Source organism: Pseudomonas sp. PsB, assembly GCF_043658375.1.
GTDB classification, from domain to species: domain Bacteria; phylum Pseudomonadota; class Gammaproteobacteria; order Pseudomonadales; family Pseudomonadaceae; genus Aquipseudomonas; species Aquipseudomonas putida_Z.
This window is the reverse complement of sequence record NZ_JBIGLU010000019.1, coordinates 55,095-67,092: the sequence shown is the minus strand read 5'-3', so window position 1 is coordinate 67,092 and position 11,998 is coordinate 55,095. Positions and strand designations below refer to the sequence as shown.

The following is an 11,998-nucleotide window of genomic DNA, read 5'->3' as shown; positions in this document are numbered from 1 at the left end:
GGTTCTGTTATTTCATTGGCTCGATGATGTTCGTGTAACACTCGGCGTAGGCCGCGTTTCTGAAGTCAGACACGAGCTTTTTCTTACCGGCAGAGCTGTTCGCTACAGGTGCGGTGTACGCCTTTACCACCATGGCGTCAGAGAATTTGCTATGGTCGCCAACGGATGACATAGCGTCCTCAAGTAGCTCGCCGTTCTGGCGCGCCTCCATTGCTTTGCCCGCCATGGCAGATATTTTCTTGCAGGTCTCTTCGCCGCTTGCGGCAAAGGCTGAAACAGGTAGGCAGATAAAGGCGGCGATCAATAGCGTTCGATTCATGGCTTCCTCCATAAAGATGGCCAGAATCTAACACACGTGCTCACCCATCAGCGCTTCCTTGGCCTTCCATTTCCTTCGGATTCAGCCTGCGCTTTCTCCTGCTGCTCATCCCACCGTCTGCGGAATTCGTCGTCCAGGGCGAAGATGGCGGCATCGAACTCTTCGCGGCATATCACCGAGGGGTAGCGGTCGAGGTATTCGGCGATGGCGGCCGGCGCAATCGGGGCCGGAGCTCCCATCATGCCGACGTACTGCCGGGACCGGCCGATGTGACCGTAGGCCTCAAGGATCTCGGCTACCACATCGTCGATCTCTGGCGGCTCCTGGGCCTTCAGCCCGAGGCGCTCATATTTCCATCGCTTCTTCTCGTTCTCCGGCCCGGCCCAGTCCCTACCCCAGCGATATGCCGCTACTGCTTTTCCGCGGTGGCCTGGGCCTGCTCCTCGATGCGCTTGGCGATGTCCAGGGCTGTCCGCAGGGCCAGGAAGTAGACGCTGGGCAGCTGCTCGATCAGCGCCTTGCACAGCTGCGGGGTGTACTTGGCTGGCTCGCCAGGACGTTCTTCGACGTCGATGCCCTGCCAGTCCTTGATCAGGTGCTTGGCAGCCAGGTTGATGAACAGGTCATCGTCGGTTTCGAGCTCGACATCGGGGATGGAGTCGACGGTGAAACCGGCAGTACCTACCCCGGCCTGCTGGTTCAGCGCGGCGAGGTGCCGGCGAATCACGGCCTGGTGCGACTTGTAGATTGGGTTGGCGATGGACGCGACCAGAATCGACGCAGTGTCCGACCCCTTCTCGCATTTCACGACCAGGCCGTCCGGGCCGACCTTGAAGTGCACCCAACGCTCGCCATTGATGTCCAGCTCAGGCTTCTTTGCAATGGTGATGCCCATGGTAATCCTCTGCGGTAAAAGGCCCGACGCGCACCGCAGGGCGCGCCGGGCAAAGGGTTAAGCGGTGACGGTGACAGCGCAGGTGTCGGCCTTGGTGCCGTCTGCGGCGCTGGTCGCGGTGATGGTGGCGGTACCGGCAGCCAGGCCGGTTACCAGGCCGGTGGCGCTCACGCTGGCGATCGCCGGGGCCGAAGAGGTCCAGGTGACCAGCTGGCTTGCGCCTACCGGGGTGACCACGGCTTCGAGGTCTGCGGTTTCGTCCACCGCCAGGCTCAGGGTGGCCGGGGTTACTTCCACCGCAGCAACGACGATGGGCGCCGGCAGGCGAGTAATGGTCGGCGGCACGCGGCGGGCGGTGTAGTTCAGTTCCACCTGGACGATGTCGGTGGCCCCGCCGTCCGGCCAGTCGCCGCTGACTTCCATCTCGGGGATTAGGAAGGTGTAGCCGCCATCTGCGTTGCTCAGGGTGAACTCGAAGCTGAGCGAGTCACCGGTCTGCTGCGCCTTCCAGTACTGGTAGGCGGTCTTGGACCAGCTCAGGGTGATCGAGCCGCCCGGCACGAAGGTGGTCTGAATGATGTTGCCGGCGAACGGGTTGCCGTTGCCGATACAGCGCTGGGTCTGCGAGTTGTTGGCGAACTGCAGGTTGAAGGTGTCAACGCACGCGTTGTCGTCACCCAGCTGAACGCCGTTGATCTTTAGCCCGGTCACATCCTTGAAGCCGTAGCGCCGCTGGCTGGCCTCGGGCGCAGGGCTGACGATGAAGGAAGTGTTGTCGGCCTTGTCCTGCCACGATGTGGCCATGAACGTGGTGGTGACGCTGATCTCGTTGTCGTTCGGGACCTCGATGTTGATGGTGTCAACCTGGGCGCCCCGGGCGATACCGGCGATACCAACGTCTGCGTCATAGGCGGCGATGGAGAACGAGATGCGCTCGTTGCCCATGGTCAGGGTATTACCGGACCAGTTCGCGCCGAAGCAGGAGGCCAGGAACTCGTCCAGGGCTCCGTAGCGGAACTTGGTCTCGATATCGCCGCCAACATCCACGGTCGTCTGGGCGGTACCCTGCGACATCCGGCTTTCGCCGATCTCGTTGTTCTCTTCGGTGTTGTAGGTAGGCACCAGGCCGAAGCTGACGCGGGTCAGTACGTTCCATGGGCCCGGCGGGGTTACCCCCGGGGTGACTTCGCGAATCCACGCGGTAGAGCGCTTTGCACCACTGGACATGGGGTATATCTCCTATCGATAGGCGTAAAAAAACCGCCATGTGGCGGTGCAGGTGGCGGGCTCAGTAGGCCCGGTATGGGGCGCTGACGTTGATCTGGTACCAGCCGTGGCCGTCATCGCCGATGGTGCTGGCCGAGGCTGCGTAGCACTCAAACGGCCCGGTCGGGTCGCTGTAGAACTCGAAGTGCTGCACCAGCGTGTCGGCAGCCCTGGTGATAGCGAGGGTGCCCTTATAGCTGGGCACGAACAGCTGAATCATGATGATGCCGGTGCGGCGCACGCAGGGGCCGATGCCGGTCTCGGGAGCGCTGGACAGCCCTGGCACATCTGCCAGCCTGGCCCAGATGGGCTTGCCCGCTGGATTGAACGGGCCCTTGGGGTTGTTCGGGTAGTCCACAGCGTCGGCGGGAATTCCCGCCCACTGCGCCATGCGGCCGGTGACGATGGCCCGGATTTGTTCGAAGGTCATGAGTAGGCCTGCGATACGCTGTTGAACGACACCGCGTAGATGCCGGCGGGCGCCTGCTGGGAGTGCCCATCTTCAAGCGGAACCGCATAGATAAGGTTGTTCTGGATGAAAACCTGCGTGTAAGGCTCAAGCCCGGTCATCACCCTGACGCCCTGCTGGATGGTCTCCGAGCCGGTTGGATCGACATTCACGCTGCTGGTGTACACGGGCGATCCCACGCTGACGATGTTGTTACCCCGGAACCGCCCAGTGTCGACTGGCGACCGCAGCACAATTTCGTTGAGCATGGCCAGGGCAATGACGCGCACGCGCTGCGTCAGAGCCTCTTCGACCAGGCCGGCGAACAGGCTTGGTGGCGTGCTCCATCCCCTGCTCTTGGCCATGGCTACTTCCTCAGCTGCAATCGGTAGGTGGCCGAAGCCGGGTCTGCGCGTACTGACTTGACCAGGTAGACCACCTGTTTGGTTCGGTCCATCAGGTCGGGCGCGGTGATCTTGTGCCCAACGTCCGGGGTATCAGTGACCTCGTTGGTTAGCGCGGTGAGGCGCAGGTCACCGACCAGGATGTTGATGTTGTCGATCCGGCTGTCTTCGTAGCGCGAAAGCACGCCCCGCCCCGAATAAGTGATGGGCTGCGCCGTGGTTTCTTCGGTTACAGGATCAACCACGCCTGGACCCATGTACTCGCCCGTGAAGGCAAGCACCGCATCGGCCAGGTCCGTATTGAACGCCTGGGCCAGGTCGGCCTGCAGTTCGTCGCGAAGTCCCATATCAGCCCCTCACGATCTTGGTCTGACCGCTGCTGTTCAGGTAATGCGCCAGCAGCGCCAGGGCGAACGACTCGCCAGCGCTGATGGTGCGGGAGGATTCGGAGTAGGTTTTGCTGCTGGAAACCCCGTCAGCGTTGACCGACTTGCTCAGCACGCCGGTCTCTTTGCTGCCGTAGATGTTCCCTGCCGCTGCCTCTCGGGCAATCTCGGCTCCGGCCTGGATGACGTCGTCCGGTACCGGATCGAACTCAGGCAGGTCGAGATTGGTGAGCCAGGTGTTGGCCATCAGCACCGCCCTGGCCTTCTGGTCGTCGGGCGCCCAGGTCGGCCCAAGCAGGGCGTCTACCTGCTCGACGGTGATGTAGGTGATCATTACGCGGCCTCGTCCAGCAGCTTCTGGAGGTCTTCCAGGCTGGCGTCAGGGCTGAATTGCACCCCCTTTTCGTTCAGGGCAGCCTGCAGCTTTGCCTTCAGTTCGGCTTCTTCGGCAGCCTTCTTGTCGGCAGCGGACTTGCCAGCCTTCGAGCCTTTGGTCTCCTTCAGCGGCTCCGGGTGCTCGTAGCCATCGGGCGCGAAACGCGCATCGATGATCTTGTAGCCCTTCTGACGCAGTTCGGCCTTTCGCTCAGGGCTGACAGGGTGTTTCTCGTAAATCACTTTCTCGCTCATGGCGATCTCCTGGGAAGGCGCCCCGGAGGGCGCGGTACCGGTTACTTGGTGGCGTCACCGATGGTCAGCACGCCGGCCGAGGCCTTGATGCTGTTCGCCACCAGGTCCCAGTTGGTGCCGGTGGACAGTTCGGCGTTGGTCGGCGACTTGCCGCCGTTGGCGGTGTCCCAGGTGTAGCCCTTGAGGCCCAGGCCGAAGGTGTAGTCGGCCTGCATGGTGGTCTCGATACGCTCCTTGCCGTTGGAGGTCTCGATGTTGGTGATCAGGTCGGAGCCATCCATCACCACCGCTGCGCCGTCGGCCAGGCTGAGCACCTTCTGCTTGTTCGGGGTGCCGGCCTCGTACAGCGCAGGGGCGTCGGTGATGATCACGGCTTTGCCGAGGATGTCGACCACCTGCACGCCGGAGAACTGGAACAGACGCTCGGCGTTGGCGAGGTTCTGGCCGACCAGCTTGTGGTACATGGCACCGGTCATGACCTGGGCCACCAGGCGCTGGGAAGCGTCACCGAACAGCGCGTGGGCGTTGTTGATCGCGACGTAGGTCACGCCAGCAGTCGCCGAAACGTCGTTGGTGGCGGTCGGCTGGTTGCCAATGGCGCCGGCCAGGGCCGAGATGGCGGTGTTCAGCTGGTCCGCCATGATGGCTTCGGACAGGTTGCGACTGATCACTTCCAGCGCTTCTTCCGGGTTTTTCTGGATCCAGGACAGCTGGGAAGGCTCCCACAGGATCGGGCCGAAGCCGCCGGCGATCTTCACCGAGTCGTACTGCTTCTGGGCCAGCGGGGTGGAAGCCTGGGCGCCGTTGGCAGCGTAGCGGTCGACACGACGCTGGGCGCCGTGCAGGCCGGCCCAGAACGATTCCTGCAGGAAGTCGCCGTCGATGCCCTGGGTAGTCAGGCGGATGGCGCCGGCCGAGGATGCGTTGAACTTCTCGACATCCTGAGCCAGGGTCTCGATGGTGGTGCGCTTGAGGTATTCGTTGAATACCTTCATGTTCGAAAGGGCCATTGGGTCTCCTTATTCGCTTGCGGTCAGGCCCTTGATAGCTTCCAGGCGCTCAGCCTTGGTGCCACCGAAGTTGCCCTTCGTGGTTTTGTGCTGTCCACCGCCGTTCGGCGCGCCGCCGCCATTGGCGCCGGAGCTCTTCAGGATGTGGTCGCGATGGGGGTACTGCGAGACGAGGGTTTCAAGTGCTTCGTTGAAGTCGGCCAGTTCCCCCGGGCGAGCGCGACTGAAGATCTTCTGGCCCTGGGCGTCGTACGCGACGACCTTGCCTTCCTCGATCTTGAAGTTGCTGCCAAAGGCGGCCTGGACCATGTCAGCGGGAACAGCCATCTTCTCGGCGATGAACTGCGAGCGCGCGAAGCTGCCGCCGATCTTCTCGGCATACAGCTGCTGCTCGAAGGCCTGCGCCTTTCCGTTGGCTTCATCCAGCTGGGTTTGGAAGGCCTTGCTGATTTCGCCCTTCACCTTCTCGATCTCGCCGGCATCCACCAGCTTCTTGGCGTCGAGGTTGGCGACAATCTCCAGGGCTTTCTTGGCGGCCGCAGCATCTTCGATGCCTTCGAACGCCTTCGCAGTTTTCTCGAAGCTGTCCGCGCGCTCGCGGTGCGACTTCGCCTCGGCATTCAGCCGGGTGATGGTGTTGCGAGTGCCAACTGCATCGAAAGCGACGTCCTTGCCGTCGTCATCGGTGTATACGGGCTTGCCATCTTCGATCACTGCGTACTGCTTGCCATCCACTTCAACAGTCTTGAGTTTCATTTCGTCTCTCTGGGCCATCCGGCCTGTTGGTGAGCCATCCGGCCCCAGGTCGCCCCGTCCATCCGAACCGCAGGCATGAAAAAGCCCCGCGCTGGGCGAGGCTTTGCAATTGCGCGCCACGAAATGGCGCTTTGGTAATTTGTGGCGTGGGTTACAACAGGCGCTCCCGGAGCTCATCGAGCGTCAGGAACTTGCCCTTGTCGTTGTAGAAGTCCTGCAGCTTAAGCTTGTCCTGGCGCAGCAGCTTCCCCCGCTCCGGGCCGAGGATCTCGTCCTGACGGGCGGCAGGCTGGCGTGCGAGCCATTGCGCGTACGTGGTCTGCTGCGGCACCTGCCCGTCCATGCTTGCCCGGGCCGCGGCGTCGCTGATCCCCAGCGCTAGGGCGCTTTTGAGGATCGGCAGTTTGGTCGAGCGGCAGCAGAAGTGGATACGGCCAGGGCCGGCGAGCCACGGCACCTTGTGCCCGATCGGTCGGTACGTGCCCAGCGTGTACGGCAGGCGGTCACGGATCCGGCAGGTCGTCGATGTCCGGTTATCAAGCGTGCTCAGCCATTCAACGTGGCTGATGATGTCGCTGTTGGCCTCGAACGCCTTGTCGCTGGCCGTCTCTGCTGTGCTGGACACTGCTGACCGGACAACCGCCTCGACCTCCCGGCGAGACCTCTGCAGGATGCCATCAGCGTACTTTTCCGCCTTGGTGCCCATGATCTGCCGGACGATCTCCGGCGTCGTGCGGCCTTCTAGCACGCCAGAACGCACGGCATCGCGGATGGACGCAGCGCGATCAGCCTCAATTCCGGCCATCCACTCGCTCAGTAGTCGCCCCTGGAACGGCCTCGCCAGCGCAATGGCGCGCACCTGACTGAACTGAGCCACGGCAACAGGGAATCGCGCCTGTACAAGCTCAGGAACAGCCGCTGTAAGCGCGCCAGCCTGGAAAGCGATCTCGTAGCCGGCTACGCCGTCGATGACGCCTGTGAGCGCCTGCTGCAGGCTAAAGAACGTCGATTGGTTGATCCGCAGCACGGGCGCCAGAGCGGCATCGATCGCGGCAACGGACGCGCCGGCATCCAGGTTGTCGATGGCAGCAATGAGCGCCGCCCTCAGCTCAGGGTCAGAACTGTTCAGGACCCTGATGATCGCCACGACCTGGCTGTTGCTCAGTCTGGACAGGTCAACCTCATGGCCGATTAGCTCGTCCAGTAGCTTCTCGTTGGCCGTCTTCATCACAGCGTACCGAGGGACGGACCCTGGGCCTCAATCTTCGCCAGTTCCTCTTCCCAGTCGTATTCGTCGCTGATAACTCCGCGCCGCTGCATCTCGGTGAATAGCGTCTCCTTGCTGATCATCCCGGCGTTCGCCATGGTGACCAGCGTCGGCAGCGACACCTCCGGCATGTAGTCGACATCGAAATTGCCGCGCATCTCGACGCTGCCGCCCTCGCCCAAGCCGCGGTAATCGGCCATGAACTGGAGCAGCTGCGCCAGGCAGTCGGCGAAGTGGTGCGCCATGCGCGCCAGCGGGGAAAGCTCCTGCGCCGCCTCCTCCTCCGCCTGGGTGGCGGTCTTGGTGGCCGTCTTGTCCGGTGTCAGCAGCTTGGCCCCGGCCATGCGCATCTCGTTGATCAGGTCCTGCAGCGCGGTGCGACCCGCATCGACGGCTTGGCCGGTGTGCTCGACGTACTTGAGGTCACCGTCCTTGGGGAGGTCGGTCAGTTGGCCGGTGCCCACCTTGAACTCTGGCGGGACCACCTTCCCTTGGTTGTCGTACTGGGTCTGGATTCCGATGCGAACCAGGATCGGCACGCGAATGACATGCAGAATGTTGTCCTGGTCGCTCTGGCTCTGCCAGTGCTTCACGTTCAGGTGCGCCAACTCAATCAGCGGCGGCTTGGCCGTCATGAAGCCGGTGCGGCCGGTGTAAAAGGTGACCCATGGAATCGCGGTCAGGCTATTGGTGCCTTCCTCGTGCAGCTCCCAGGTACCGCCGGCTGCGGCCTGCTTGCCCCGTACGGCCTTGGCCGACCTGCGATAGGTTCGCCAGGCGCCCGGCTCCAGCACGCGAATTTGCTCGACGCACTTGGCGCCGAACTCCCCATCCTCCTCCTCGACCACCTCGATGTAGCGGATCATGGTCAGCACGCCGCCCTTGGAGCGCCAACCCAGCACCTGCTCAGGCCTCACCATCACAACGTACGGGCGCACACCGGCGGCCTGCTCGTCTGCCTGGGTTTTAAGGTCGCCCGCAGGCGGGTGATCGACGAAGGCGTGGCAAAGACCGTGGCTCAGCCCCTCGGTGAAGAACCCGACCGCCCAAGAGTTGAGGTCATTTCCAGCGTGGTCGATATCCTTGGTCATCTCGACAATGACCTCGGGCACATCGTCGCCTACCTGCAGCGGCTCGGCGAACACGCGAGAGGTCATGTTGCCGACCGTCTCGGAATACGCCGGCAGCAGGGTCGACAGGCGCAGGCGCTCTTTGTAGGCCTCGTCGTCTTCGGCCGGGTACTGCGGGAGCAAAGTTTTGCCCGCTACACGCATCGCCATTGTCCCGCCCATAAGCGGCGAGATCACGGCCCAGTAGGCGCGCATCGCGTCGACAGCGGGCAGCGTGATGCTCGGGTTATCGCTCATGGTCACATTCTCAGGGATTGGCTTGTGGTCGTCGCCACGTTGATCGGGTATCGCTTGGCGATGAAGTAGCCGGCGGCGTCATTCATGTGGTCGTGCCCCTTCTTGGGGTCTTTGTCCGGGTCGCCATGCTTGTCGTAGGTCTGCCGCTCCAGGCACAGCGTCAGCTGCGGGCATTGGTCGATGTTGACCTTCAATCGGCGCTCGCCGTAGCCGTTCAGCAGCACGGCATTGACCGAGTTCACCCGGTCTTTGACGCTGGGGTTCTGCGTGTCCACGATCACCGTGAATCCAGCTTTGCGCAGCAAGGACAGGTCCGACTCGCTGGCGTTCTTGCTACTGGTGTTCTGGCCACTTGCGTCGGGATAGACCGCTATGCCGTGCCCTGGGAAACGCGCCTTGATCTTCTCGATCATCTCCGGCGTGTCACGAACCGAGTGGAACTCATCAAGGGCCAAAGGCAGGCCGTCGCGGACGACATAGACCACCGCGGCCATCTTCATGACGTTGAAGTCCATGCCGATGTGCAGGGCCTCGCCAGGCTTGATTCGCTCGCTGGTGCGGCTCTCGCTTCGGCTGAAGGTGTAGTAGACGACCCCGGCGTAGTTCTCGAAGCTGGCCTCGTACTCCTGCCGGAATGTGCGCGGGTCCATCTTGCGGCGCGCCGCGTCTAGCTCCTCAGCCGGAACATTACCGCCCTGCAGTGAGGTATAGAGCCAGCTCTTGTGGTCTGGCTCGCCACCTACCTGGCCGTCGCGGTATGTGTCGAAGCAGTGATTGAAGCCCTTGGGGGTGCCGATGCGCAGCGCATGACCACCCTTGCACTTGCCAACACCGGGCACGACGTACTCGCAGGTGGACAGCATAGGTCGCAGGACTTCCTCCCACGCAGCCCACTTGCAGTCCGCCCATTCGTCCACCAGCACGAAGAACAGGCCTGAGCCGCGCAGGTCGTCGTAATTCTCCAAGCCAACGCACCGGATCAGGTGGCCGCTCTTGAGCGTGATCAGCATGTCCGACTCGTTCGGCTTGCACTCACGCCATTCTCGCGGGATGGCCTGCTTCAGCCGGCGCCAGAACACCCGGCGGGCCTGCTTCTGCGTCGGAGCTGCGTACCAGATCTCATCCTCGACGCTCACGCCCCACTCCGCAGCGAGCCGGGCCGCGCGGCGCATCTCTGCCTTTCCGAGGAAGGTCTTGCCGAACCGCCGACCACAGACCGCATCGCGGAAGCGGGCATTACGCTGGAAGCCCCACACGTAGATGTTCGCCTGCTTCGGCGTCAGTTTGACCGGCGCCTCATAGGTACGGGGTAGCGGGGACATTCTCGTCTGGCTCCAGCCTGTACTCAGCAACAGCGTGCTGCTGGTCCGCCTGGGAGCCCAGGGGCTTGTCGGGTTCAATCTTGCGGTTGACGTACATGTCGCCGCACTCCTTGGCCGCCTGCTCGTATAGCTGAGCGGTCAGGGCCAGGTTTCGCATGCTCTCGGCCTTCTCGGCCATCCGCCCAAGACCGCGCAGACGGTACGCCCGGTTGGCGATTGGGATGTCTGCGGTCTCTTCCCGAAAGCGCTTTCGGCATTCGTGAAAAAGGTCAGCCCACTTTTGGGCCAGGCCCCTGCCTGCATACTTGGTGGGATCATGCGACTCGCACTGCTGGCGACTCACCTCGACCCCGAATTCCTTCTTGACGGCCTCCACCACCTGGCTGGGTGAATCGAAGCAGGCCAGAGCCTGAACAATGAAGGCTTTGACCTCGCTTCGTAGTGCTGCCATGGGTTTGTCATCCGTCAAAACCTGTCAAAAATCAGGCCGACTTGAGTAGGCAGGTTCCGCAGGCCCTCGAAATGTTGATCTTGGCCACCTCTGGTGGTCGGCTTGCAGCTTCGATCAGCTGCTGTACTTCTTCGCTCGCGCCGTAGCGCCTCACCACGCCGACGAACTCCTCGACGTCATGTCCACGAAGGTAGAGCTTGGGCATGCCGTCCTGGGTGAACTTGGGAGCGCCGTACTCATCGGTCGCCTGGGCAATGTGGTAAAGCTCGTGCTCGACCAAGGCACAGAACTCGGCATCGGTGCACTGGGCACAGTAGTCGGCCGCCAGGGTGATGAGGTAGGCCGGCTCCTCACCGAACCACTCCCGCATCTGCTGCTCTTGCCGGGCCTTCTGCCACCCGCCAGCGCGGAACATCAGCTGCTCAGCCTGGCCAAGGACGACCCGCCCCTGTTTGGCGAATCCCGTCGATGCCCACAGCACGCCAATGTTGGCGTCGATTAAGTGGGCATGCTCTGGGTTATGGATGCTGCCGGTATCCGCCAGGACCTCAGCCTTAATCCAATCCCATACATCAGGAGCTGACGTCAGGCGGATGCCAAAGCCGGGCAGATTAGGTTTCCAGCAGTTTTGAAGGAGGATATGGCCGCTTCATGGACATACCCAATATTTCTGAAGAGCCTAGATGCGAGTTAGCTAGGCAGGAGAGGTGCTGAATCAAAAACCATAGGATTGAGCGGAATGTACCCCAGCCACATCCAGTAACGAGCCCAGCATCACAAAGCCTGCAGTCACATTTCGAGCTTTTTGAGCTAACGATTTGATTCCTAGGGTGCTTTTTTTCATCTTCGTCCCTCCTGGGATTTCGGTAGGTGATGTTTGTTTGGTTTCGTTAGGGGAAATCGAATCCCCGGCCTGGTTGTCGCATTTACTGACATTGGTCTGGGTAATGGCTACTGGGGCGTTGTTCCCGATCACCGTTACTACAGGTGCCGCGGTGCAGGTCATGTTCTGCCAGGCTCGCTCACTCCTATGGTTTCTGTGGTGGCAATAATACATCGGCAAGAGACAATAACTAAACACTCAAAGCCCACACCACCGAAAAAAACAATCACTTCTCCCGTATGCGAATCGTCTCGTTGTGCGTTGTGCGTGCACGATTGCGCCATCTAGGTCGGCCAAGACGTTCTTGCCCTTGCTCAACGGTAAACCGTAGAGATAGCGAGGAGAGCAGTCATCAACTGAAAGGATCGACTGGCTTGGCAATCGAGCGCACGAACCACATGAAGCCCTGCTGCAGGTTGGTCTTTGCCAGGGCCAGCAGCCGCGGGTCAACACCTTCGATCTGGCCGATCTGCTTGAACAGCTCGCCGGCATCGGCCTCCAGGGCCTTGATCGAGTTCATGCCGTCGATCTCGCTCTGGGTGAGGTCGCGGTAGCCGGTGATTTTCTTGTGCTGGTTGTCCATGGATGATCCTC

Annotated in this window: 17 protein-coding genes and 1 pseudogene; all 18 read right to left on the bottom strand. The window is 61.9% G+C overall.

Features of this window, described 5'->3' with window-relative positions:
• Nucleotides 1-7: 7 nt before the first annotated feature.
• The gene (locus ACGLHT_RS20790) at nucleotides 8-319 is read right to left on the bottom strand and encodes a hypothetical protein (RefSeq protein WP_232905814.1); all 312 of its coding nucleotides are present in this window, start codon (nucleotides 317-319) and stop codon (nucleotides 8-10) included.
• Between the two features lie 47 nt (nucleotides 320-366).
• Nucleotides 367-621 carry a hypothetical protein gene (locus ACGLHT_RS20785; RefSeq protein ID WP_274120629.1) on the bottom strand — a complete coding sequence of 85 codons (255 nt, stop codon included), beginning with the start codon at nucleotides 619-621 and terminating at the stop codon, nucleotides 367-369.
• Between the two features lie 107 nt (nucleotides 622-728).
• Nucleotides 729-1,214, bottom strand: coding sequence for a hypothetical protein (locus ACGLHT_RS20780; protein ID WP_274120630.1), 486 nt, complete (start codon nucleotides 1,212-1,214; stop codon nucleotides 729-731).
• A 57-nt stretch (nucleotides 1,215-1,271) separates the two neighbouring features.
• Nucleotides 1,272-2,441: a phage tail tube protein gene (locus ACGLHT_RS20775; protein WP_274120631.1), complete on the bottom strand. Its 1,170-nt coding sequence runs from the start codon at nucleotides 2,439-2,441 to the stop codon at nucleotides 1,272-1,274.
• 61 nt (nucleotides 2,442-2,502) lie between these two features.
• Nucleotides 2,503-2,910 (bottom strand): phage tail terminator-like protein, encoded by a 408-nt coding sequence (locus ACGLHT_RS20770; RefSeq protein WP_274120632.1) that lies wholly within the window; start codon nucleotides 2,908-2,910, stop codon nucleotides 2,503-2,505.
• Nucleotides 2,907-3,293 (bottom strand): hypothetical protein, encoded by a 387-nt coding sequence (locus ACGLHT_RS20765; protein ID WP_102059648.1) that lies wholly within the window; start codon nucleotides 3,291-3,293, stop codon nucleotides 2,907-2,909. Before ACGLHT_RS20765 ends, ACGLHT_RS20770 begins: the two co-directional genes overlap by 4 nt.
• A gap of 2 nt (nucleotides 3,294-3,295) precedes the next feature.
• Complete coding sequence (locus ACGLHT_RS20760; protein WP_274120634.1) at nucleotides 3,296-3,679, bottom strand: glutamate 5-kinase; 384 nt, start codon at nucleotides 3,677-3,679, stop codon at nucleotides 3,296-3,298.
• Between the two features lies 1 nt (nucleotide 3,680).
• A complete protein-coding gene (locus tag ACGLHT_RS20755; RefSeq protein WP_274120635.1) occupies nucleotides 3,681-4,052 on the bottom strand; it encodes a hypothetical protein in 372 nt (123 codons plus the stop codon).
• Nucleotides 4,052-4,348, bottom strand: coding sequence for a hypothetical protein (locus ACGLHT_RS20750; protein ID WP_274120636.1), 297 nt, complete (start codon nucleotides 4,346-4,348; stop codon nucleotides 4,052-4,054). The genes ACGLHT_RS20755 and ACGLHT_RS20750 overlap by 1 nt, the downstream gene beginning before the upstream one ends.
• 41 nt (nucleotides 4,349-4,389) lie before the next feature.
• Nucleotides 4,390-5,358, bottom strand: a complete 969-nt coding sequence (locus ACGLHT_RS20745; protein ID WP_013972416.1) for a major capsid protein — start codon at nucleotides 5,356-5,358, stop codon at nucleotides 4,390-4,392.
• A 9-nt stretch (nucleotides 5,359-5,367) separates the two neighbouring features.
• On the bottom strand, nucleotides 5,368-6,114 hold the full coding sequence (locus ACGLHT_RS20740) for a DUF6651 domain-containing protein (RefSeq protein WP_274120637.1): 747 nt from the start codon (nucleotides 6,112-6,114) through the stop codon (nucleotides 5,368-5,370).
• Between the two features lie 151 nt (nucleotides 6,115-6,265).
• The gene (locus tag ACGLHT_RS20735) at nucleotides 6,266-7,342 is read right to left on the bottom strand and encodes a hypothetical protein (protein ID WP_274120638.1); all 1,077 of its coding nucleotides are present in this window, start codon (nucleotides 7,340-7,342) and stop codon (nucleotides 6,266-6,268) included.
• The gene (locus ACGLHT_RS20730; RefSeq protein ID WP_274120639.1) at nucleotides 7,342-8,748 is read right to left on the bottom strand and encodes a DUF4055 domain-containing protein; all 1,407 of its coding nucleotides are present in this window, start codon (nucleotides 8,746-8,748) and stop codon (nucleotides 7,342-7,344) included. The genes ACGLHT_RS20735 and ACGLHT_RS20730 overlap by 1 nt, the downstream gene beginning before the upstream one ends.
• A gap of 2 nt (nucleotides 8,749-8,750) precedes the next feature.
• On the bottom strand, nucleotides 8,751-10,070 hold the full coding sequence (locus ACGLHT_RS20725; protein WP_274120640.1) for a terminase: 1,320 nt from the start codon (nucleotides 10,068-10,070) through the stop codon (nucleotides 8,751-8,753).
• The gene (locus ACGLHT_RS20720; protein ID WP_102082722.1) at nucleotides 10,045-10,521 is read right to left on the bottom strand and encodes a DUF2280 domain-containing protein; all 477 of its coding nucleotides are present in this window, start codon (nucleotides 10,519-10,521) and stop codon (nucleotides 10,045-10,047) included. The genes ACGLHT_RS20725 and ACGLHT_RS20720 overlap by 26 nt, the downstream gene beginning before the upstream one ends.
• Nucleotides 10,522-10,552: 31 nt before the next feature.
• Nucleotides 10,553-11,174: pseudogene (locus ACGLHT_RS20715) on the bottom strand (putative metallopeptidase).
• 62 nt (nucleotides 11,175-11,236) lie between these two features.
• Nucleotides 11,237-11,527 carry a hypothetical protein gene (locus ACGLHT_RS20710; protein WP_238211053.1) on the bottom strand — a complete coding sequence of 97 codons (291 nt, stop codon included), beginning with the start codon at nucleotides 11,525-11,527 and terminating at the stop codon, nucleotides 11,237-11,239.
• Nucleotides 11,528-11,756: 229 nt separating this feature from the next.
• Entirely contained in the window at nucleotides 11,757-11,987 is a 231-nt protein-coding gene (locus tag ACGLHT_RS20705) for a hypothetical protein (protein ID WP_103302214.1), read from the bottom strand.
• Nucleotides 11,988-11,998: the final 11 nt, after the last annotated feature.

Excerpts from the sequence above, each read along its gene's own strand:
- ACGLHT_RS20790 (WP_232905814.1), bottom strand. The coding sequence starts at position 319 with ATGAATCGAACGCTATTGATCGCCGCCTTTATCTGCCTACCTGTTTCA.
- ACGLHT_RS20780 (WP_274120630.1), bottom strand. The coding sequence starts at position 1,214 with ATGGGCATCACCATTGCAAAGAAGCCTGAGCTGGACATCAATGGCGAG.
- ACGLHT_RS20775 (WP_274120631.1), bottom strand. The coding sequence starts at position 2,441 with ATGTCCAGTGGTGCAAAGCGCTCTACCGCGTGGATTCGCGAAGTCACC.
- ACGLHT_RS20770 (WP_274120632.1), bottom strand. The coding sequence starts at position 2,910 with ATGACCTTCGAACAAATCCGGGCCATCGTCACCGGCCGCATGGCGCAG.
- ACGLHT_RS20765 (WP_102059648.1), bottom strand. The coding sequence starts at position 3,293 with ATGGCCAAGAGCAGGGGATGGAGCACGCCACCAAGCCTGTTCGCCGGC.
- ACGLHT_RS20760 (WP_274120634.1), bottom strand. The coding sequence starts at position 3,679 with ATGGGACTTCGCGACGAACTGCAGGCCGACCTGGCCCAGGCGTTCAAT.
- ACGLHT_RS20755 (WP_274120635.1), bottom strand. The coding sequence starts at position 4,052 with ATGATCACCTACATCACCGTCGAGCAGGTAGACGCCCTGCTTGGGCCG.
- ACGLHT_RS20750 (WP_274120636.1), bottom strand. The coding sequence starts at position 4,348 with ATGAGCGAGAAAGTGATTTACGAGAAACACCCTGTCAGCCCTGAGCGA.
- ACGLHT_RS20745 (WP_013972416.1), bottom strand. The coding sequence starts at position 5,358 with ATGGCCCTTTCGAACATGAAGGTATTCAACGAATACCTCAAGCGCACC.
- ACGLHT_RS20740 (WP_274120637.1), bottom strand. The coding sequence starts at position 6,114 with ATGAAACTCAAGACTGTTGAAGTGGATGGCAAGCAGTACGCAGTGATC.
- ACGLHT_RS20735 (WP_274120638.1), bottom strand. The coding sequence starts at position 7,342 with ATGAAGACGGCCAACGAGAAGCTACTGGACGAGCTAATCGGCCATGAG.
- ACGLHT_RS20730 (WP_274120639.1), bottom strand. The coding sequence starts at position 8,748 with ATGAGCGATAACCCGAGCATCACGCTGCCCGCTGTCGACGCGATGCGC.
- ACGLHT_RS20725 (WP_274120640.1), bottom strand. The coding sequence starts at position 10,070 with ATGTCCCCGCTACCCCGTACCTATGAGGCGCCGGTCAAACTGACGCCG.
- ACGLHT_RS20720 (WP_102082722.1), bottom strand. The coding sequence starts at position 10,521 with ATGGCAGCACTACGAAGCGAGGTCAAAGCCTTCATTGTTCAGGCTCTG.
- ACGLHT_RS20710 (WP_238211053.1), bottom strand. The coding sequence starts at position 11,527 with ATGACCTGCACCGCGGCACCTGTAGTAACGGTGATCGGGAACAACGCC.
- ACGLHT_RS20705 (WP_103302214.1), bottom strand. The coding sequence starts at position 11,987 with ATGGACAACCAGCACAAGAAAATCACCGGCTACCGCGACCTCACCCAG.